Source organism: Bradyrhizobium sp. PMVTL-01, assembly GCF_051861855.1.
In the GTDB taxonomy this organism is placed as follows: domain Bacteria; phylum Pseudomonadota; class Alphaproteobacteria; order Rhizobiales; family Xanthobacteraceae; genus Bradyrhizobium.
Map to the genome: position 1 here is coordinate 1,966,830 of NZ_CP193982.1, position 22,028 is coordinate 1,988,857.

At 56.9% G+C, this 22,028-nt stretch carries 13 protein-coding genes and 4 pseudogenes; 11 read left to right on the forward strand and 6 right to left on the reverse strand.

Going from position 1 to position 22,028, the window contains the following annotated elements; translation table 11 throughout:
* Positions 1-392 precede the first annotated feature (392 nt).
* The 5 genes and pseudogenes from ACRQ5Q_RS09025 to ACRQ5Q_RS09045 form a co-directional block, all read left to right on the forward strand.
* Positions 393-1,385 carry a CBASS cGAMP-activated phospholipase gene (locus tag ACRQ5Q_RS09025; protein WP_439397222.1) on the forward strand — a complete coding sequence of 331 codons (993 nt, stop codon included), beginning with the start codon at positions 393-395 and terminating at the stop codon, positions 1,383-1,385.
* Entirely contained in the window at positions 1,385-2,770 is a 1,386-nt protein-coding gene (locus ACRQ5Q_RS09030) for a CBASS cGAMP synthase (protein ID WP_439397224.1), read from the forward strand. Before ACRQ5Q_RS09025 ends, ACRQ5Q_RS09030 begins: the two co-directional genes overlap by 1 nt.
* A gap of 209 nt (positions 2,771-2,979) precedes the next feature.
* The gene (locus ACRQ5Q_RS09035) at positions 2,980-3,558 is read left to right on the forward strand and encodes a hypothetical protein (RefSeq protein WP_439397226.1); all 579 of its coding nucleotides are present in this window, start codon (positions 2,980-2,982) and stop codon (positions 3,556-3,558) included.
* 776 nt (positions 3,559-4,334) lie between these two features.
* On the forward strand, positions 4,335-5,378 hold the full coding sequence (locus tag ACRQ5Q_RS09040) for a hypothetical protein (protein ID WP_439397228.1): 1,044 nt from the start codon (positions 4,335-4,337) through the stop codon (positions 5,376-5,378).
* A gap of 496 nt (positions 5,379-5,874) precedes the next feature.
* Positions 5,875-6,066 (forward strand): annotated as a pseudogene (locus tag ACRQ5Q_RS09045) (NYN domain-containing protein); the annotation flags it as partial.
* On the opposite strand, the pseudogene ACRQ5Q_RS09050 reads toward ACRQ5Q_RS09045, so the two are convergent.
* Positions 6,027-6,668: pseudogene (locus ACRQ5Q_RS09050) on the reverse strand (IS110 family transposase); the annotation flags it as partial. The pseudogenes ACRQ5Q_RS09045 and ACRQ5Q_RS09050 sit on opposite strands and share 40 nt — an antisense overlap.
* Before the next feature lie 550 nt (positions 6,669-7,218).
* On the opposite strand from ACRQ5Q_RS09050, the gene ACRQ5Q_RS09055 reads away from it, so the two are divergent.
* The 5 genes and pseudogenes from ACRQ5Q_RS09055 (at position 7,219) to ACRQ5Q_RS09075 (ending at position 14,457) form a co-directional block, all read left to right on the forward strand.
* Positions 7,219-9,663 (forward strand): hypothetical protein, encoded by a 2,445-nt coding sequence (locus tag ACRQ5Q_RS09055; protein WP_439397230.1) that lies wholly within the window; start codon positions 7,219-7,221, stop codon positions 9,661-9,663.
* Positions 9,664-9,945: 282 nt separating this feature from the next.
* Complete coding sequence (locus ACRQ5Q_RS09060; protein WP_439397231.1) at positions 9,946-10,881, forward strand: hypothetical protein; 936 nt, start codon at positions 9,946-9,948, stop codon at positions 10,879-10,881.
* 335 nt (positions 10,882-11,216) lie between these two features.
* Positions 11,217-11,930, forward strand: coding sequence for an IS110 family transposase (locus ACRQ5Q_RS09065; protein ID WP_439397233.1), 714 nt, complete (start codon positions 11,217-11,219; stop codon positions 11,928-11,930).
* Between the two features lie 201 nt (positions 11,931-12,131).
* Positions 12,132-13,325, forward strand: a pseudogene (locus tag ACRQ5Q_RS09070) (IS3 family transposase).
* A gap of 89 nt (positions 13,326-13,414) precedes the next feature.
* Positions 13,415-14,457, forward strand: a pseudogene (locus ACRQ5Q_RS09075) (IS110 family transposase).
* A gap of 1,495 nt (positions 14,458-15,952) precedes the next feature.
* Here ACRQ5Q_RS09075 and ACRQ5Q_RS09080 read toward each other — a convergent pair.
* From ACRQ5Q_RS09080 to ACRQ5Q_RS09100, 5 genes are all read right to left on the reverse strand, one after another.
* Complete coding sequence (locus ACRQ5Q_RS09080; protein ID WP_439397235.1) at positions 15,953-16,189, reverse strand: hypothetical protein; 237 nt, start codon at positions 16,187-16,189, stop codon at positions 15,953-15,955.
* A 79-nt stretch (positions 16,190-16,268) separates the two neighbouring features.
* A complete protein-coding gene (locus ACRQ5Q_RS09085) occupies positions 16,269-16,853 on the reverse strand; it encodes a hypothetical protein (RefSeq protein ID WP_439397236.1) in 585 nt (194 codons plus the stop codon).
* A gap of 135 nt (positions 16,854-16,988) precedes the next feature.
* Positions 16,989-17,749 (reverse strand): IS5 family transposase gene (locus ACRQ5Q_RS09090; protein WP_439375420.1). Its coding sequence is split into 2 segments (ribosomal slippage): positions 16,989-17,390 and positions 17,393-17,749, totalling 759 coding nucleotides; the frame shifts between segments, so codons are not numbered across the junction.
* Between the two features lie 48 nt (positions 17,750-17,797).
* Entirely contained in the window at positions 17,798-18,094 is a 297-nt protein-coding gene (locus tag ACRQ5Q_RS09095) for a hypothetical protein (RefSeq protein ID WP_439397237.1), read from the reverse strand.
* Positions 18,095-18,112: 18 nt separating this feature from the next.
* A complete protein-coding gene (locus tag ACRQ5Q_RS09100) occupies positions 18,113-20,041 on the reverse strand; it encodes a hypothetical protein (protein WP_439397239.1) in 1,929 nt (642 codons plus the stop codon).
* A 1,019-nt stretch (positions 20,042-21,060) separates the two neighbouring features.
* Between ACRQ5Q_RS09100 and ACRQ5Q_RS09105 the strand changes: the two genes are divergently transcribed.
* Positions 21,061-21,933 carry a hypothetical protein gene (locus ACRQ5Q_RS09105; RefSeq protein WP_439397241.1) on the forward strand — a complete coding sequence of 291 codons (873 nt, stop codon included), beginning with the start codon at positions 21,061-21,063 and terminating at the stop codon, positions 21,931-21,933.
* Positions 21,934-22,028 lie beyond the last annotated feature (95 nt).

Here is a 22,028-nt window from a genome sequence, read left to right on the forward strand (position 1 = left end):
CATCTATCGCGCTATCGGCAGGGAGCCGCATGGGTGAAGACGGCAGTCACATCAAGGTCAATGAGACGATCGACGCCAACGTATGCAAGCGATGGCGGGCTGATCCAAACTATCGCCCGGCGAACCTCGTTGCGTGGGCGCGGCCCAAGAAAGTTGAGCCCCCTCTATGCGTGCGGCCCGACGCTCCTACCGCCGCGCGAGAAGCGGGAGCCATCACGGGGTTCGCTTCCGCGCCGGCCCCTGTGAATAGGTGGGATAAGCGTGTAATGCCGCGCCAACTCGCGCCTCACGTGTCACCGTCTGAGCCAAGCGACGAATCAGAACCGGTAGTTCGGGTCATTGCTCCCCGGATGGCCCCGGCGCTTGGATGCAGCTTGAGGAGTTTTCAGATCTTGGCGTTTCAGATTCTTTCTCTGTCCGGTGGTGGCTTCATGGGCCTCTACACCGCATGCGTACTTGCCGAACTCGAACAAGAGATCGGCCGACCGATCGCAAGCTGCTTTGATCTTATCGCCGGCACTTCCGTTGGTGGGATAATTGCCTTGGGTCTAGCAGCGGAGGTTCAGGCCGCGAGCATCAGGAACGCGATCGCGGTGGATGGCCCAAAAATCTTCTCCCGACGGCCGCCCCCGCAAGGCGCACTCGCGAAACGCATCGCGCTCACATCGAACGCCTTTCATGCCAAATATCGCGCGACCACCCTGAAGACCACCATAACGAGCATCGTCGGAGAGACGAAGAAGCTCGGCCACCTTCAACATCGTGTCATGGTGCCTGCTGTCAATCTCACGAAGGGATCGCCTCAGGTGTTCAAAACCGATCACCACCCTTCATTTCAACGCGATTGGAGGCTCAAGGTCGTCGACATCGCACTTGCAACGTCCGCTGCGCCAACCTTCTTTCCGGTCCACAAGATCGGGGGCGAATTGTTCGCGGATGGCGGCCTCTATGCCAACTCTCCCGATCACCTCGCTTTGCACGAGGCCGAATACTTTCTTGAGCAGCGCCTGGAAAACATCTCCATCCTCAGCATCGGAACGACGACATCGCAGTTCTCCTTTTCGAACTCTGGAGAGACCGATCTTGGTTGGATGGGATGGATGGACAATCAACGGCTGCCGAGAGTGATGATTTCGGCTCAGCAGCTGAACACCGAGGCAATGATGTCGCATCGCCTTCAGGCGCGCTACTTGCGGATCGATCATCACCAGTCTCCAGAGCAGGAACGAAAGCTAGCCCTCGACTGTGCGAGCAGGGGAGCAATTGACGACCTGCGCGCGCTTGCCGAGGCGTCCGTTCGTGAAAACCTCGGCAAAGGTCCCCTTCGAACGCTTCTGCAACACACAGCTGCGCCAGCACAATTCTATAATCGGAGGGATTTGTGATGGGCATCGCGGCAAACCTCTTTTTCAACACCGACGATGCTGAGAGCAGCCTCGATTGGCGGGTCCGCCCCTCCGACGAACAGTATGACACCCAAAAGGAGCGCTGGAATGATCTCGCCGAGCATCTGAAAGAGGATCTCGCTAAACGCTCCGACTGTCGAATGTCCTCTTGGCTGCAGGGCTCCTACAAATTCGGCACTCAGGTCCGACCTGCCAGCGCAGACGAAGAGTTCGATATCGATCTTGGTGTGTACTTCATATGGTCCGGTCAACCGGAAGACGGTGACTATGAGCCTACCGACCTAAAGAGCTTCGTTCAAGACAGCCTCGGTGATTACGTGGATGACGACACCAACGATGCGAGCGCGGTCGATGAACCTCGATCCAAATGCAGCCGCGTTCATTTCGACGGGAATTTTCATATCGATGTACCAGCCTATCACCTTGACGATGGGCGCGACGCTCGATCGCTCGCAACGTCTCAGAACAAGTGGGAAAACAGCGACCCGAAAGCGATTTACGCCTGGTGGAAATTGATTACCGGGCATGCCGATAGGGCGAGGTGTCGGCGATTGGCTCGTTACCTTAAAATGTGGGCCGCACTAAAACTGAATGCTGATGTACGCCCATCGTCGATCCTGATCACGGTGCTTGTTGCAGATGCATTTGACGGCCTGGACCGCGATCAGTTCAGCGGCGACGACGAATTTTTGCGGGAGGTCGTCTCCAGGATCGCTTCTCGGCTGCGCGACAACGCGGAAGTTCAAAATCCGGCCAACACGAAGGAAAATCTTAATCGTTTGAGCGACGAAAACTCGACTGCCCTGGTCGATAAGCTCGATGAACTATTGTCGATCGCTGATCGGGCTTTGGCCGCGCCAACGAAGACTTCAAGCGCTGAGATATGGTCTGAGGCGTTCGATCACTTCTTTCCGGTGCCGGAGGATGATGACACGGAAGAAGCTGTGTTGAAGAAAAGCAGCCGAGCGCTTGCCACAATCCAATTCAATCCTATCGTCTCAGTACAGGCTTCGACCGGTCGGCACGTTTTTTCGGGCGTCGATCGCATCGGGCCTATTCCCAAGGGGTGCGACATCACGTTCACGTTGGCAAATGCGCATCAATTGCCAGCTGGCGCGACCGTCAGCTGGATGGTTCGAAACTCCGGGAAGGAAGCCGAACTCGAAAACGACCTTGGTCATAGGGTCGGGACAGGGCTAACGGTATCGCGCGACTCAACCTATCGAGGCACTCACCACATGGATGTTGCAGTTCATTCGAATGGCCTGCTCATCGGGAGAAAGCGCATTCCTGTCGAAATCACCGGAATGGGTGTCCCCAAGCGCAATCCTACTCGGCCAGCATGGACTAGGTTTCGACGATGACGCGTAATCGCTCGAACTCACCCCCCACACCAGGATTGAGAGACTGCATTTATGCCTCACGTTCTCTGGCCGACAGGAAATTACTCATAAGATAAACCGGTGGCAGAAATTCGCGCTTGACCACTACGCTGGCCTCTCGGCAATCGCCATTGTTGTTTCGGGAGGTAGCCTCTACGTCGCCAAGCTCTCATAGCAAAGAGCTGCGAGAAATGCAGGAAAAACAACCGGTCTTCGACCTGCAGATCATCCCGCGCGGCGCTTCCGCCGCAGCCTTCGCGCTTTCGATACTAAACCGATCTGAGACAAACATCGTTCCGCTCAGTATGCGCGTTGAGCATTCCTTTGAGGCAGGCGAACTTTATCTCTCCGCCCGACAGCAGAGCCTCGATAAACTGTCGTCTACGCTCGACCTCCAGTCGATGGGCTCGATCGCTCCGAAAGGTACGGCCAAACTTGACGGCGTCTTGGCCGGCGCGACCGACGGCAAATCAGACAGTTTGACGCCCGGGCTCGAATTACACTTTGCCTTCACTCTCCGATACGGCGATCAAAAGGATACAATTCAGAAAATCGATGTGGTCAGGAACATCTTGCCACCGGTAACTGATCGTCCCCGCCCGACGCCGGAGATGTTTCTTGCTGTGGTCGAGGAGGCAAAGCGTCAAGGTCAACATAAAGAGCGATTGTATTTTTTTGGCCAGATTGCAGTGGTGGTGGCGGTTGCCGCTGTTTCTCTTGTGCTGTTCTTTGTGCTTCGACGTTTGCGCGACAAGCGGGATGATACCTAAATGAGGCGTGGGCCCGTCCCCCGGTAGCGACGAGGACGGAAGACCGGTTTTTGCTCGCGTTTAGGTCAGCCGTTCTGGTGGAAGAAGCGCCACATGAACTTATTCTGGCGCGTGCAATTCGGGCAGTCCACGCTGATAAAGTTATCCCAACGCAGGCGGCACGCTGGCCGGCGTCAAAGACTGCTCGAAGTCATCCTCGCTGCTTCTCAGTGCCACCCCAACCCAATGTGCAACGTTGGACTAGGCTCGGACTTGCGCCGGGAACGCTGTATCACCCATAGATCCCCCGAGAAACAAGTACCCGAACTTCGCAACTTAAAAACATACAAGCAAGCCGCACCCTTTCCAAGCAAGCCGTCCCCTTTCCGGGACCGTCCCCCACGCTGGTGCCGCCCAGCTGCTGTGTGTCTCATCGCGCCGCACAAATCTCTGCCGCCCAGATTCACTGTCACGCACCCTGTGGGGCGTCTGAATACAGGCCGCGCCGTGCTCCAGAAGCGAGACAGATTCGAACGAAATCAGGATGACCACAACCTCACGGTGAGCTAGGATTGCGCTTGCTTTTCGCTGCCGACCGCGGATTAGTAGGCTGGCGTAAGTCAGGGTATCGAATGATGTGGGCTGTCATTGGATACGTACTTGGCATCGTCGCGACCATCGCCGCCCTGTTCTTGTTTGTCGCACGACTGCGCGACATGACTGAAGGTCCACTAAGCCGGCGCGCCTCTTTCGCCTTGGCTGCGGCGTGAAAACGATCAACCCGAGGGGGGAGTACCGTGAATTCACAAGCTCTCCAAGTCCCTGAAGGCCAACTGCTCGAAATCGTGCAGACAGTCTACCAAGCCTTGCCCGCGTCAGCTCCCGAAGCTGTTCACAGGCAACGTCGGCTCTTGGCCACTGACTGGCTCCGCGACCTCATCAACACCATTCATCGATGGAATCTGGAATTCATTGGTGTTCTCAAAGGATATCCGGGGTTTCGGGACTCTAGATCTCCCGTCGAGTACGCCGCCTTCTTCGATCAGCTTCTCGCTTACCGTCAGCAGCTGAAAACACGTAGTGGGGGGATCAAGAAAAATCTATGCCATCGGCTGATCCAGTTGAACCAGCGACTTGACCAGGACTTTGCCTGGCTCGAGCAGAGCGATTTCAATGCGTTCCGTACGTTGAAGCATAGCTGCAATGAAGCCTATCAGGATGAGATCGGGATAATTCGGCTAGCCTTAGCTCTCATCTCCGAGCTGGTCGAGCCTGCCAATCCGCCTGGCCCGTTTACCCGTGATCTACGCGGGATTGTAGGTGCGCCGGATTTCTTGCAGAGACAAATTGAGCGTCGCGACCACGTCCGGCAAATCATAGAGAAATATGTAGGAAAGAGCGAGGAGATCATCGATCAAATAGCGCAGTACAGCAAGACGGTCGATGCCAAGCTCCTATCCATTGAAGATTACGAGAGACGCGAGAGCGGTTACTCACCCGTACTTGAAGATGACAAGAAAATGGTGCGCATTTCGAACCGTCCCGAAGTTGACAGGCAGATGGTGGATACGCGCCTGTACACCATTCTCGCATTCTGCTTCGGTGTTGTCTTTTTGGGCGCCCTACTTGCGATCACGGCATTTAATCCCAACCCCACTGTTGACCAGCTTCGTTTTTGGATTCCGATATTGGCGATCGCCACAGGCGCTGTGGCAACTGTAATAAGCGGCTTGGTTAATGTTCGTCTCTCGTTTGGAAAGCAATTCGCCGTCGGGGCAACGGGTGCGCTAGCCGTCTTTATCATCGTCTATTTCAAGAACCCTGCTATCTTTGGAATGTAAGAGTTCATTTCGCGGACAGTTTGGCGTTATCCCACAACGGGTAAGGCGTGTTCAACGAACTGCGCAAAGGGCGTTTTCAGTAAAGAGTGCGAGACGAACCTGCCCGCTGATTTGGGGTATGGGCAGCTGTCAGGCGCGCAATTGCAGATGAATAAAGAAATGAGCTGCGCGAATGCGGCTGTATGTTCGCATCTGCGAAGCCTCATCCCCCGCTACAAGTCAGCGAAGGTCTAGTCGGGCCAGACATCTCGGGCAGTGGTGCCCTGAGCTTGTGCGCGCCCTCCAAGGCGACGCAGGAGTGAGTGTCCTCACTGTTGCACTGCGAAGAACTGCCGACGGAGAACAGTCGATAGCGCTGGCACAATCTCCTGCGCTGCTTGCGCCCGGATAAACTGTTTGAAGGTTAAAGGACTACGGTATAGCTTCGATGAAAGCCTCGCGGGATCACATGCACTGGGCCCGCAGCATGGCACGTCTCGCCCAGAGATCGCCCATCATGTCATCTTCCAGCAAGATTACGCTTTGCATCGATGGAGCCATTCTTTATGCCACGGCGAAGACGCTCAACTTCGATATCGACTACAGGCGCCTACTCAGTGAATTTCGAAGTCGCGGGACCCTGCTGCGGGCGTTCTACTACACTGCCATTATCGTGTTCTGCGGCAGCGGTGTTCCCTCCACCATGCGCAGGCCTTCGAGCTTCTCGTCAGCCTTGCGGAGGGTGGGCTTGAAGGTGCGGATGCCGAAACGGACCAGGGTGGCCTTCCTCTGGTTTACGAGCCGCGTTCGCTCAGTGACCAGGTTCTCTCGCTCGCGGTTCGGTCGGCGTGCGTCCTCCTCATCGAGCGTCGGGATCGCCGCTATGCTGCAATGGCGCTTCTCGCCCCGCAGCCAGCCGAGAAAGGCGCGCTTCAACAGTTCCGTGTCGAGGCGATCCGTCTTCGCGCGCCGATGTTCGCGCGACACCGTGACGCTTGTTGGATGGATCACGTAGGTCTCGATGCCGCGGGCTCGCAGCCAGCGAGCCAGCCAGAAGCGTCGCGGCCAGCTTCATAGGCGACGACGATGCGCTTAATCTCGCGCCCGGCGCGAGCAGCTTTGCTCTGCCGCCGATGCAACAGCTTCAGTAGCATTTACTCGTCGGGATCGATCTTCTTGAGGGGCTGGCGTCCATCCCGGAATAACGGCTGCAACGAGCCATTTCGATTGGCTCATCTCAATCACGGCGATGACCGTGCTATCGTGTTCGAGGGCGGTAAGGGACCTGCTTGGGTTGAAAGCTTCCAATATGGGGCGCTCCGTCGCTCATTTGTTGAAGAGCATCGAAGGTCCCATACCCTCGCCGCCCACCCCATAGCATCTTCACAAAATCGGTCCTGCCATCGCTCGAATTGGACGCAAGTACGTCTCCAATCGTTTAGCAGCGGACGCCGGATTGGAAGGGCTTCCGGCTGAAAATGACCAGCCTAACTAGCTGAGGAGGTCAACATGACCGTTACCCCAAGTACCATCCCCGCCGTCTCGAAGCACGTTCCTTGGAACAAGGGGAAGCCCCGCTTATTCTGACGCTCTATTGGCCCGATAGGCAAGGGGTGTGTTCCCGCTCGAACACAACAATCCGTATTCTTACGGTGTCGCCCAAAGAGCGGATGTCACGGATGCCGAGTGAGCGGCAGCAAAGCCATTTTAGAACGAGCTTCTGAGCTCATCCTGCAGATAGAAATGGTCAGCACGGCTTTCCAAATCGCGAGCGTTCACGAGCGATTTGCGAAATGCAGTTCCTGGTTGCATCTCTCTAGCAGCGTACTAGCATTGCCGCTTTCAATACGAAGGTTTTGACATGAGTAAGGTTGCTGCCTTTTCTGCGGCTGTCTTCTGTACAATGTTCAGCGCCCAGTCTTTTGCTGCCTGCAACATGGGAGAGGACGCGAAGAATATAACGCAACTGAATTTTGGGAAGCTGAAGCTCGCCGGGATAAGTCCGGGAGATCTGCGCGTAACCGGACAACATGCGCTTCCTGACAAGGACAGCTGGCCGTTTGTTCTGCGCGTGAAGAACAATCAAATCGACCTCTCAGTCTCAGGTGTGAACACGTCGTCAAGCGCCCCGCTGAAGTTCGAGGCCACGATGCAAATGACGAGGCCGATAACTGGCTTTATCTTGGAACGTATGACCCCGAGTGGATGCAATAGAGAGATACGCATCCAGGATGGAGATCTGAACGGCAACACCATTCGGTTTAAGAATGGCACCGTTAATAACAGTTTCGGCGGAACGATACCTCTTGCCGGACTCGAGTGGAAGGTCCAAAGACAAGAGGACGTCAGCGACTTGCGAGGCAGGGCTAGCGGAAAGATCCGATTAGCAGGCCCGAAGATCAAGATTGTTGGGGCTCAGGTTCGACTTCCGGGTCAGGGCAAATTGCCTGTCACTACCAACCTGACCAGTGCCCAAAACGGCAATATCTCGCTTGATCTCGCTCTAGGAACCTTAGGTGCGACCATTCGGTCCGCCACACTGTTGACGGACTCTCTTTCTTTCGCGGCGAGCAGCTTCCCTGACAATTGGAATAACGTTTTTTTGGCAGGCGAAGGTGGTGCTGCGGTTCAAGTTGAAGACTTGAAGCTTGTTACCGCGTCCGGAGATACAACCCAAATCAGTTTTCGGATTGCGGGGCTTCGTCCTGTGGAATTGAAAGACCAGAGCAAAGATCCAACGGCACAGAAGATCATAGGCTGCTACGTCAATGAAACCACGCCCACAAAAATCCCCACGATCCAGCAGATTTACGATTGTTCTGGAGTGTGGGTGACCCCACGTGTACTGTTGTCATGTGCACTTGAAGCGCATTGCTCGTGGCTGCCAGACACTCGTGAGGGCAGAAACACCTTAGATGCAATGCTGCAAACGGAATCTTTAACGAGAGAATCCCCCCTTAGTCTACCAACAGACCCGCTGCACCTGCCACCTCTCCCGAGCAAGGACAAAATAGACCAGTGCCGAGCTCAGGCTGGGTCGAAGGAAGCATTTGAGAGCTGTGTAAACACATCAGTTGGGCAGCGCTTTGAGAAAGTTCGGGCTTGCTTCACGCGCGCAACAGAAGGCGAGCGACTGGCCTGTTTCGCTGAGTTCAGCCAGGATAATTCTTTCAAAGTCATGGTCGGTTGCATGGCCGGTGGAAAGCCAACGCCAGAAAAGCTTGCCACTTGCATCACACCTAAGCAGGAAATGTCAAAGATAGACGGGCTTCGCCAATGCATACTCTCGGCCGGTACCGAAGACATAGCGCGGTCATGTCTGACAAAAGATCTTGGTAACGTCGATCGCGAGGTGGCCGAATGCGTTTCTTCGCATAAGGGCTTAGAAGTCGCGACTTGTTTTGAAAAGCTTGCCCCCGGCATATCCAAAGCAAGCGACGTCGTGCAGTGTGTAACTAAAGGAAGCTCTCCAGCGCCATTGACGCAATGCGTTGCGCCCATTGTTGGAGGGGACGCTGGCAAGATAGCTACATGTGTCGCAAACGCGGATAAGAAGGCTGCGATTATCTGCTTGTTGGGCGACAAACCGGAGGTTCGTCAAGCGTTGCAGGTCTATAATTGCGCCTCGGGCGGCCGCGATGCCAAATCAATTATATCAAACTGTAGCGACGGGCTCATTAAGGATCAAAAGACGAGGGAGACACTGGCTTGTGTGTCGCAGTCGTCAGGCGACAGAGCGCAACTGGTTAGTTGCGCCGCCGGTGCGGCGCTGCCACCAGATGCTGCTCACCTAGTTGGTTGCGCAACCTCTAGCCAAGGGCCGACGTCGTTTGCGCTTTGCGCTGCAGGCCCTGCAATGAACGAGGAGTGGCGAATTGCTGCTGAATGCGCAGTGCAATCTGGAGGCAACCCGGTTGGATTCGCGGGATGCACCGCGGGACGCCTTACCGCTCGCGAATTAACGAAGTGCTTCACTGGTGAGTTTGGCAAAGACTGCTTTGGACCGGAAAACACCCTGGTAAAGGGCGTCACCAATGCGTTTAACGATCTGACACGCGGCCCGGGCGAAAACAACGAAATCGTCAAGGGCATCAAAGCAATTGGAGAGGTGACAGGCGGCCCAAACTCGGTCGTAAGAAACCCGAAGCAGTTGTTGGGTGGTCCGAACTCGGTTTTCAATAATCCAAGCCAAATCTGGGGTGGACCGAATTCCGTGTTCAACAATCCCGGACAAATTTGGGGAGGACCAGGCTCTGTGTTCAATGATCCAGGGCAGGTTCTAGATCCGTCCCGGTGGCGATTTTAGGGTTCGTACGAGTTCCTAGCTCCGAGCGACAACCAGAGTGATCTGCCTGGTTGATCCCGAAGGAGCCATGCCGCACTTCCGAACCCCAATCCACTTCGACCCGGTCTCGGTCCTGAACCGCGACTGCGAAACTTACAGCGCCAGTGCCGTGCGGTATCGGCGCGCCATGATCGTGTTATCAAGCTACGCTGGGTCGCGAACACAGCGATGGCGGCGAGTAGCTTCTGACTCGATTTACAGCTGGTGCCAACTGAACAGATCAAAGGACAATGGAGGAGTAGCATGGCCGACGAAACCGCGCTCTATCGCATGTTCAGCCAACTTTCTGAACTTGAGAAGCAGGAACTCATGCGTGCCGCAGGTGTATCCGACACGCGGCCATTGATCCTTAAGGATGGGTATGGAAGCGTACCGGAAGGGCAAGAATGGGTGAAAAACAATCGTAGCAATCTCGCTCCCTTGATCCTCAGGTGGATGGACCCGTCCGATGATGACGTCGCTGCTCTGGTGAATCAAGGAGACTTGAAATCCGGCCATACCATATCCGAAGGAGTTGCAACAACGTTGAACGTACGGTTTTCTTCGCCGTTGCCCAATAATGAAAATGGGATACCTCTTGGCGAACTTGCTGCCGATGCAGTTGCTTTGAGCCAATTGATGATTGTGCTCATGGCTGCTAATCGGCCGTTTGGGGTGTCAACAGCCATGCCTCACGTCCGGGTCAGTGCTGGATCCGTTTCGTTTGCACTTGCTGGACCGGGTCTGCTGGGTTTTGGGTTGATGGTTTTGGCCACCTGCGGTGCAGGCATCATTTCCGCACCGCTTCTTCTTCCCCTCTATGCAGGTGGCGGCATACTTGCGGCAGCGGGGGCGATCGAGACCGCTCTGAACTGGCGTCGCACGGTGGCCGAGACCAAGAAAGTTGGCCGGGAAACCGAAAAGATAGAAAAGGAGCGCAGTCTTCTCGACCTAGAAAGCTTAAAGAGGGAGCTTGAGATTCAAAAGCTAAGACTGGAAGTCAGGGCAGCGGAACCACCGGCGTCTTCCCTTGTGCCCCTAGATCAGGTGAACCGCGCCGCGCAGGAGACAAATGTTCCGTTGGGCTATGCGCTTCATATACTGAACCGAACCCTGCCCACGTTTTGCGTCTTGCAGGGCAGGATGCCTGGGCGAACAATGACCATTGAAGGACATCTCGGAGCGCCACCACGTGCCTAATGGCCAGATGCTGCAGCGTCGCTGGGGACTTACCCAGCAGGAGCTCGCATTCCTCATCGGCGTGAAGAGCAGGACCGCGGTCGGGCTGGTCAAGTTGAACGGGTGGGCCTTGAGGCAGGACCGACGTCAGAATGGCTGACCGCAAATCTAATCGAACTGGGGCTGCCGGCCGTACGTTTCTCCTTCGGATAGAGTTGGTCCATGATCGTCAGTCAAAACGTGCCGCGCAGGATGGATTTGACCTTGCCCCCTGGACTTAAACGCAGCTGTGCCGAGTCGGCACTTTTTCGTGTCTCGAACGAGACCGCTTTCAACGGGCCCGTGGGATCGCGCAGGTGGTGAGAACGGGATGGTTCAAGCCTGTTCACGTCAAGAGCATCGGCAGCCAAAGGGCGCGGACGCTGGCCGCGGCTCGCAAGCATATCGTCCGCTCCATCGCTGCCACAGAGCAAGTCATCCGCGGACTTCTGCGTCCGCTCGGTCTCAAAGTCGGAATCGTCTCGCGGACTCTGTTCGCGACGCGAGTTCGTGAGTTGGTCGGCGATGACGCCTTGCTGGAGGCGATCATGAATCCACTGCTTGCCGGACGCGAAGCGCTGATGCGGGAGTACGCCCGACTGCATCGTCTGGTTCTGAAGGCCGTGCGCAGTGACCCGGCTTGTCGGCTCTTGATGACGATGCCAGGGATCGGCCCGGTCTCTGCGTTGACCTTCCGCTCCACTGTGGCCGATCCCAGGCGATTCCTGCATTCCCAATCTGTCGGCGCCTATCTCGGGTTGACGCCCCGGCGATACCAATCTGGCGAGGTTGATCGGGTGGGACGGATCACAAAAGTCGGAGATGGAGAGACGCGCACAGCCCTGTTCGAAGCTGCCAACGTCGTTCTCAGGCCATCAACCCGATGGTCTCCGATGAAGGCCTGGGCGGTGCGTGTTGCCCACCGGCAAGGAAGCAAGCGTGCGAAGGTGGCGCTGGCCAGAAAGATGGCTGTCGTCCTTCACCGAATGTGGGTTGATGGAACCGAATTCCGATGGACGGCGGTGGCGTAAGGACGCCATCGTCATCCCAAGAGACGCCCGTCGCGGGGCGTGGGGGTGGTCGAGTTCGTATGATCTGTCGTGGCGTCCGCCCTCCAGGTCGGGTGACTACGCCGAAGAGCTTGAACCGACCATTCAACCGAATCCCATCGTGTGGCGGCTTTGCCGACTACGAACAGAAGCAAGGTACCCGCGGCACGCGCTCTTAAGGGATTGACAGAAGCAGGCCGAATACAGAAGCAGATCATCGCGATTTTGAAGGAGCACGAAGCTGGCGTGTCGGTTGCCGATCTGTGCCGGAAGCACGGCGTCAGCGATGCCAGCATCTACAAATGGAAAGCCAAGTTTGGCGGGATGGAGGTCTCGGAGGCCAAGCGGCTGAGGACGCTGGAGGATGAGAACACGCGGCTGAAGCGGCTTTTGGCCGACGCCATGCTGGACAATGCTGCGTTAAAGGACCTCCTGGGAAAGAAGTGGTGACGCCCGCGGGGAAGCGGAAAGCTGTCGCCCATCTCATGGAGGCCCACGAGATGAGCGAACGGCGGGCGTGTAAAGCCATCGGCTGTTGCCGCATGACCATCAGATATCGGACGACCCGGGCGGATGACGCGGCCCTACGCCAACGCATGAGAGCGATTGCCGAGGTGCGCCGTCGCTTCGGCTATCGGCGCCTGCATGTTCTGCTCAGGCGGGAGGGCTATCTGGTCAACCACAAGAAACTGTTCCGGCTCTACCGGGAACAGAGGCTCGCGGTCCGTCGCCGTGGTGGCCGCAAGCGGGCGCTCGGGACCAGGGCGCCGATGGTGGTGCCGATAGCGCCGAATGACCGAATGACCGCTGGTCGCTCGACTTCGTCTCGGACCACCGATGGCCGCCGCTTCCGCATCCTGACCGTGGTCGACGAGTGCACGCGCGAATGCCTGGCGTTGGTGGCCGACACCTCGCTGTCGGGCTCCCGGGTGGCGCGGGAGCTGGACCGGCTGATCATCGAGCGCGGCAAGCCCAAAATGGTGGTCAGCGACAACGGCACCGAATTGACCAGCAACGCCATCCTGACATGGGCCGATCAGAGCCGCGTCGCCTGACATTACATCGCGCCCCGGCAAGCCGACGCAGAATGCCTTCATCGAAAGCTTCAATGGCCGTCTCCGAGACGAATTGTTGAACGAGACGCTGTTCACGTCGCTGGCCCAGGACCGCGTCGAACTCGGACATTGGCGGGCCGACTACAACGATACGCGACCTCACTCGCAACTCGGATGGAAAACTCCATCGGAGTTTGCCTTCACCTGCAACCCGCGACGGGATCTGGCGCTGCGCTATGCCGATGGCTCCGCACCAGCTCCCGTCGCTACCACCGCCCATTCGGGTAAATCCAACAGCCGGGGCGAACTCAGGACTGGATAAAACTTGATGTGGTGGAACGGCCCGCTCCAACAGCATCAAAGTGCTAGAACGTGGTCGTTGTTCGAACGCCACAAAGGAGGGACCGTTCCGTGAAACAGGTTAGCACCATCGGGTTAGATTTGGCCAAGCACGTTTTCCAGGTTCACGGCGCGGATGCGGAGGGCTCGCCCGTGTTCAACAGGAAATTGCGGCGCAGCGAGGTTCTGCGCTTCTTCGAGAAACTGCCACCATGCCTGGTGGGGATGGAAGCCTGCGGTAGCGCCCACTATTGGGCGCGCGAGATCGCAGCTCTCGGTCATGAGGTGCGGCTTATTCCGCCGGCTTATGTCAAACCCTTCGTAAAGCGAGGCAAAACGGATGCGGCGGACGCAGAGGCCATTAGCGAAGCGGTGACCCGCAAGACCATGCGCTTCGTCCCGATCAAGACGGCCGAGCAACAGGCTGCCGCGATGGTGCTGAAGACCCGCGCCCTTCTAGTGCGGCAGCGAACGCAGGCGGTCAACGCGTTGCGCGCGCATCTGGCTGAATTGGGCATCATCGCCACCGCTGGCCTTGCAAAGGTTGAGGCGCTGATCGCAATCGTACGGGATGAGACAGATGCTCGCCTGCCCGCAGCAGCGCGCTTCGCGCTGAGGGCTATTGTCGACGAGATTGAAGGTTCAGCCGACCAAATCGAGAGGCTCGAGCGCGCGATTGTTGTGGAGACCAAGCACGACGAGGACATGCGTCGGTTGACCACGATACCTGGCGTCGGCGCCATCACGGCGGCGACGATCAAGGCGCTCGTGCCGGATCCCGGCGGGTTCAAGTCGGCTCGCCACTTTGCCGCCTGGCTCGGATTGACGCCGCGGCCTCATTCAAGCGGAGGCAAAGAGCGACTGGGAGGAATATCGAAGATGGGAAATCCGGAACTCCGCTCTCTGCTCGTTGTCGGGGCGACGGCCGTCTTGCGGGTTGTCCGAAACGACGCTCGGGCGCGGCCTCGTGGCTGAAGGCGCTTCTCGCCAGACGGCCCTTCAAGGTTGCCGCGGTCGCGCAGGCCAACAAGACGGCGCGGATCATCTGGGCGCTTCTGAACAAGGGCGGGACGTACCGACGTCCCGACCCGCTGACTGCCGCGGCCGCCGTCTGATGGACGCAGTGACCGCCAAAGCGATCTGACCGGCGCAGGCCGGCAGAGGGCAAGGTGCAACAACAGCCGATGAACCCATGGGACGACATCCCGAAACGAGTGAAGCTACTGCCCCCAATGCGCTCAAACGCGTAAACTTGATTTAGCCCCTCGTTCCGCGGATCTCATCGAGGCCAGCGGCCATGTGCCGCGCGCAAAGGCCGGACATATGACCGCACCGTTCCAATGTGTGAAATCGACTGAAAAAGCTCTTGCCACGCGGGCCGTTCCACATATGGGGGCAAGGTCAGATTGGGTCAAAACATGCTGCTCGACCTGAAGAAGTCGATCGATGACGGGAACGCTAAAGCCCCACACGAGCCCTCTTCTGGAGATAGGGATTCCGTGCAAGCCCCGCTGAAGCAACAAACTCTATGCTAGGCGATCAACGGACGAGACACACGTGAACAGACTGCAGCTAAGAGATCATAAACGAGAATCGGACCTTGTCTGCGCTATTTCCAGCTGCTTCCTTGGAAGCGTCGTCAGGGCAAAGGGTTCAGTCGGTGTCCAGGACCCTATAGAGTTCCTCCTGGATTTTCGTTCTCTGGTCGATCCAAAGAACCCTTTTAAACTCTAAATCGATCTCAAGTTCGATATTCCGTTTTGGTCTGCTGTTGTCCGCCAGAAAGATTCGGTTTCCTAGGATTCTGCTGAGCTTGAACTGGTAAACGGTTCGTGCCGCCCCCTGAAAAGAGACTTCGTCCCAATTGTCTTTATCCACCTTTATGAAGCGGCCAGCGATAGCATCCTTGTGGGCATATGTAATGACTGAAGGCTCTCCGCTTTCGCCAAACAGTCGCTTGAACAGCCTCGAGGTGATGTAATCGATTTGACCGCGGCGCTCGGCGAGCTCCTTGCGCGCGGCTCCAATTTTTGGTTCACGAACACGTTAGCTGTCGTCGCGAGAACGGCGAACGCATTACTAACTAAACTCATGATCAATGATGGATCAGGCCATGCGCCCGGCTGCAATCTCATGGCAGCTATCAATGCGGTTACACAACCAGCTAACAACAAGCCGACGCTTAGACCGACGAACACTAGCGAAAACCAGGACCACCTTCTTACCTCAGCGAGAGGGTCGTCGAGCGACTTAAGTAGAGCGTTCTTGAAGTCGTTGAAAATCTGACGGTGCCAATCGCTTGGGGTCCCACCAGGGCCTCCGCTGATGGCGGCCGTGTGATTGATATCGCTTGACGGCGATGCATCTGTCATGATCAACCTCCCGTCTTTCCGTGTCTAGGACCAGGGAGAAACAGTACAGTTTGACGGCAGAACTGGCGCCACTCCCATTAAGCATTTGATCCCGTTTTCCGCCCGGCCCTCCCGATGAAAGTGAGGCGGGGAGGGACTAATCCTGCTCTCCTCCTTACAGCTTGTAGTTCAGCCCTCGTTCCCGACTGTTGAGATACTGCCGCGAGAACCGGAGCGGCTTCCCACCCCAAAAATTTCGTTAGCGGGCGACCACAATGGCGATCTGCTGCCCCTCCAGCGTACCTTGCCATGGATCCCCCCTTATCACCTCGATGCGGGCCTGCCCGGGGTAAACCGCACGAAACAATATGTTGGTCGGCGGTCCGACCGGGCTCAGTACGCGGCCATCATCCGAGAGTACGCCGATTGAGAAGACCCCCAGCAGCTCGACGGAAGTATCTCCCTCCAGAAGGTGACCGCCGCTTGCTCCAAACATCAATATGTCTCCCTCCCGCACGTGCAGCACGGGCGGGAGGTCCTGACATGCCTGGATCTCGACGAGTTGGGCCAAAGCGTTACGGTACCAATTCCTCGTCCACCTCCACATCTTCCGATGGTGACCACTCGTCGGCGAGGCCCATTTGAGCTTGGATCGACGGTGCGCCCTCAGACGAAACCTTCGGATAGATCTGTCCCGCGAAGGCATAGTCGGTGGCGTTGATGTCCGAGCCTCCCCTGATTGGCTGACCGTCTTTAGTAATTGATCCCGGAAGTTGATAGCACATGATCGAATCTTGATCCGGTGGGGTAGCCATGATCGAGTCCTGGCTGAGCGGTGTCAGCACCTGTTGGTCCACCATCTCACGAGACCACCCCTGTGTGCGCAGGAAGAAATCATAGGCCTTTTGTGGGTCGATGAGGTCAACCAGCTCCTCACGCATGTGTTCATGCGGGAAACCGAGCGTGTGCCCAGCTTCATGACGTACGACCCGATGGAATTCGCCATCCGCCGTGTTCATCGTGAAACCCTGGAGGTTCAGCGTCGGCCGATTACTGGGAATGTGCAGGATGTCGGTCCCGAGATAGGACCAGTATCCTGCTTGATTCCGTGAGATGCGCACCACGAATGAGATCCCCGCGCTTCGGTTCCAGGCATTCATGTGCTGAATGATCCGGCGGCGAAGATCACTTGGTCCGCCATCCAGGAAGCTGACGGTGAGCCGGCGCTGTTGCGGGCCCCAATACTTCCCAACAAGAACTGCAATCGCGGCCGGCGAGAGTACTAGGGCTCGGACTCAATTGATCCAATAGGCAACGATGGCGGCGAGATGGACGGCAGCCAAGAAGTTCCTGGCTAGTTTGTCGTAGCGAGTTGCGACACGCCTGAAATCCTTGAGGCGGCAGAAACAGCGCTCGATAACGTTGCGCCCCTTGTAGGCGCGTTTGCTGAAGCTGTGGAGAGTGACCCTGTTGGATTTGTTTGGAATGACGGGCTTGGCACCACGATCGACGATTTCGGCTCGAAAGCCGTCGCCGTCGTACCCTTTGTCGCCAATGAGGGCAGACATGGGTGGCGCGAGTTCCAAAAGGGCTGGCGCTGCGGCAATATCAGCGTCCTGGCCTGGAGTGAGATGAAATGCGCAAGGTCGGCAGTCAGGGTCGCTCAGCGCGTGGATTTTCGTGGTCCGCCCGCCGCGCGAGCGGCCGATCGCTTGTTCATGCTCCCCCCTTTTCCGCCGCTCGCCGAGCGATGCGCTTTGATCGTGGTGGAGTCGATGGACAAAGTCACGCCGTCTTTGCCGCAGCGGGCGAGCGCTTCAAAGATCGCCCGCCAATGTCCGCGCTTGGCCCAGCGATTGAAACGATTGTAGATCGTCGTGTACGGACCATAGTCCGGCGGGCAATCGCGCCAGCGTGCGCCGCACTGAAGCATGTGAATGATACCGCTGATGACGCGTCGATCGTCATCGCGCACCGGTCCGGTCTGGTTCGTTGGCAGATGCGGCTCTATCAGAGCCCATTGCTTGTCGTTGAGCCAGAACAGTCCTTTGCGCATCGAAGTCCCCCGCGTGGAATCAACCCGCTGCGAGGGAATCACAGTTCGCTAATTAGGTACAGACCCTAGACCGCGTGCCACAGAGCCGATGGCACCGAAGTTAACTCGGTTCATGGGATTGATGGATGTTGCAGTCTTCGCCGCCTTTTCTGCTAGACGGCCGGGCAGCTGCTTAATTGAACAATGCGCGTTTTTTCCACCCGCGTGGTTATGAGGGCGCCGCGCCGCTTCGCCGCCATTCGGCTTGTCGTCCTCCTCCACATACCGTCCGGTATCCGCAGCTGCCTGAGCCACCTCTGCGATTCTCATTAATGCTTGGCGGAGTTTCTGTTCGCTATCGCTCATGTCATTCTCCTCCTGTTGCTAGTTGCCGGGCACCGACTGTCCACCAAAGAGATGGCATATACTGGATCGCGACAGTTGGTGGCGGCTGCCGCGCTTCGTCCATCTCTTCGAACCGCATTTACCGTCAAGCTGGTCTGCTTGCGGTCGTATTCGGCGTTGATCCGTCACGGACTTGCGGATTGCGTAGCGAACTCGGCCGTCCGGGCCGAGGATGACGGTTGAGCCGCCGAACAATTCGCTGAACGTTCCGGATATCTGCTTGCACCAGCGCCGTTGGGTGATCTCGGCGACCGTATCGAAGGTGACCTGCCGGTCCGGGCCGATGCGGCGAAGGGAGCGAATAGAACCAACCACTGCAGGATCGACGTGATCGCCGTTCAGTTGCGCGTCGCCCGGTAAAGCGCAGCCAAACGCGCGTGCGTACCCTGGCCGCATTACGTAACATCCGAGTGCTTCGGCCTGCCGGCGCAGTTCGGTCTCGTCCGCTGCTCGTCCCGGGTCGCCCGAGAAACGTAACCTCTTGAAGTGCAGGTCTTGGATCGGCTCCATTTCCTTGTCGGGTGGTTGCCATAGCAGAGTATCCTCCGCGAGATCCGGCACGTCATCGGGGTAGATGCGACGACGGGCGAAGCAATCGATGATGGCCTCGCGATAGCCGAACGGGTCGTCCTGAATGAGATCGAAGTCCGCCGTTATAACTGCTCGCAAATACTCGCCAAAACACAGGTCGAACGGCGGGCAGTAGTCGATCGCACGTATGCAAATCGAAAGAAACTGAGATGCCAACGTGCTTGCCTGGTCGGCGAGGATCTCGCAAAGCTCCGAGCCTGGAGCCTCACCAGGAGCCAGACGTGCGAGGCGAATGACTCTCTTTGTCTTCCGCCGGAGTATCGTTGCGAATGCTTCGAAGATCGCCGTTACTAAAAGAGAACCGCGCTCGTGGGGCTCGTCGCCGATTTGGTCGTATCGTCCGACGCTGCGCTCTTTGTCTTGTCCAAGCCCCGCAGGATCGATGGCTGATCGCAATGGTCGGCATGAACCGGTGGTATGTCCAAATTGGGTAGCGAGTGACAGAAGCACCTCATCTGGCGCGACCCCTGACCGCTCAATCGCGGCACGAACAACATCCGAATACGAGAAATGCATGAGTATTGCCACGAGGTCGGCAAAACCCTCGTGAAAGGCCGAGACATCCGGGTGGGTCGGCAGTCGAAAGCGGGGCCGAAGACCGTCCAGCAACGCATGGGTCATCTCGTGCACAATGATGTCGTGTGAGAGACTCGTGAAAACCCGACCGCCGGGACGATTTCGTCCCTGGACACTACCATCGGCAGTGTAGTAGCCGAACTTGAGTTCTCCCGCTGATGAATCGTAATAGGCATTGCGGCCGCAGAAGGCCTGTGGCCGAATTCTGAGCTTTGCATAAGCTTGACCTGGCTTAGAGTGAAAGCCCCAGCACGGATCGCGTCCGAGCGCGCGCCTGAAGGCATCGTACGTGGCCGCGCAGACCGCGTAGACCATCTGCTGCCGGAACATAGGGTCGGACGGCGAGGGGGGCCGCCCGTTTTCTATCAGAATGCGAGAATCATCCAGCTCAACCGCCTTGTAGAGCTGCCCCGTCGTCTCATCCCAATCGACCACCTCTAGGATGCTGCCGACCGGTCCCGGACGCAATCGCTCGAATGGGACATTCAGCACCGCCACAGCGCCATCCTGCCGACTCGCCGCTGGATCGAGCGTGTAGATTCTGAGCGGCCGATAGATCGGGTCCTGATGCGTTCGCTGATACGGTTGCAGAGAGGCCGTAGCTAGAAAGACCGGATCCACCACAAAATAGCTTGCCGATGCAGTCAGCTCGCGCTGTATCTTGCCGCGCTTCGGGCGAGATACACTCGATGCCCTTTCAGGCTCCACGTAAGAAAGGGGCGGGTGCGCCTGAATATCCATAAAACGACTCCCCAGCACAATTGAGCCAGCAGAGCGCGAACGTTTTGGCGTAGATTCACCCGGGTCACTGAAACAGGTTCTGTAGAATAGCGACCCCAGCTTATCGACATCGCACGTCAAAAGGGGCACGCAGATATTGCAACGTGATCGGCCGCGGGCGTGTGAACTAGTTCACTCTACAAGCTTGAATAAGCACCCGACGATTTAGTAGCCTCACCTAGTTCAACTCTTGCAAACAAAGCGGTCCGCCAATGTATCCGCGAAGAATATTGCTAAAGTCAAAGTAGCTTGCACAGCAAAGGCTCGGCGCGGACAACGGCTGTCGCGTTGCCTGCTGGGGGTGAAGGTCACTGATGCTGCCCTACGACAGATTTCGTAGTTTAGTCCAGTTCTCAACCGCCGGGTAGTTTTTGTCTCTGGGACAACTTGTCGCGCAACGGTTGTCGCAACTTATGAAACCCTCGCAACTTCGAGCCCAGAAAGTTCGATGCTGGTGGCATGCCTAGGCGCGAGCATCGGAAATGGATTGGTGAGTTGCGCGGAGCCCAAGAAGACCTCTACCGGACCATTGACGCGGGTAAGTTAGATGTCGATGCACTCCCGGTTAAGTACATGAAGTTCTTGGAAAGCGAGCAATAACCGGATTCAAGTTGATCGGCTTGCAGCTCAATATAGCTGTCAGGCCCTCGCCGCCATCAATGCGCTGTCGCTTTCGCTAACAATCGAAGCCGACGATGAGCAGTTTCAGTTTAAGAATACAACTCCGTCGCACGAGTTAGGAGCATCGGCAGTCATGAAATTGGGGTAAGTGACAGCGGGAAGTTCGTCGCATCGGAGAAAGAAATTGACAAGATAGTCGCAAAGATGAGCGTCGCTGGGGTAGGGATGGATGCAAAACTATACGGCGCGTGCTCATAAATCCGCGATGTCCACTTATTCCCCAAAGCAAACATTGCCGAGCCACAAGAAGGGCCAGCAGTGATCCTAGGTCCGAGGCGCGCTACTATGGTATTGCCTAGATGGCGGAGCGCCGGGCGATGGAAAAGCTATTAGAGACGCTGTTCGAGCATATTGGCTACGCCGCGCCATTCATGTACGCGGCGGCGGCATTTTATTTCTTCCGCTGGTTAGACGAAAACGCATCAGATGAGGCTAAGACCGCGCTCGCGCGAACCATGAGGTTTAAGGACTACAAGAACGAGCAGATCGCGTCAGTGTTGGTCGAAGTATTTGATCGGATATACTCGTATCCGCTGTGGCGCTGGGGGGCATTGAGTCGGTCGTTGCTATTTACGACAGCGGTGTCGACGATTTACGTGTTCGAGTCAGATCGCAACGAATGGGAACAAATCTCATTGCCATGGGCGGTCATAGGTTTCTTTTTCAATGCGCTTACAGATTACCTGTCTCTTTTTGTGATCAGGCCAATGCTAATTCGAAGCGGCGCTAAACCCGTAATTGGACTTATGCTCGGTGCTCTGAGCGGAGGCGCAATCGTCGTTGTAGCCAATCTATTGCGCGCAGAGGCGATCCTGATCGTATATTTCGCGATTTTCAGCTCGTCGCTATACTCTTTCCTTCAGGCCATCTGGATGGACCTTTGGGCTAGTTCAAGCATCTCTCTCTCTCGCTTCGGAATAACTTGGTATTTCGTATGGCCTGCGGTTGCAGTTTTCGTCTGGTTGCCGCTGTTCGCACTCGGCATCGTGACAGCCCGCTTAATGACGCCCTTGTCTTGGGTTGTTGGACAAACGCAGTGGTTCCTGAAAGAGGGAAACGAGCATCCGTTAAAAGCAATTGCCTATGTGGCTGCCGTTATTGTCTTCCTTGGCACAGTTGCTGCGCGAGCGGTCTTCAGCGCGCAGCAGGTTGCGCCCGGCAATCCTCTATGAGCGGAGAGCTTCTGCAAGATCCCCCAGAGCCGACATCTGCGCCTTTATGATGGGGGTGGACGCCCCGCCGACGGCATCGATGTGCCAAAGTGGAG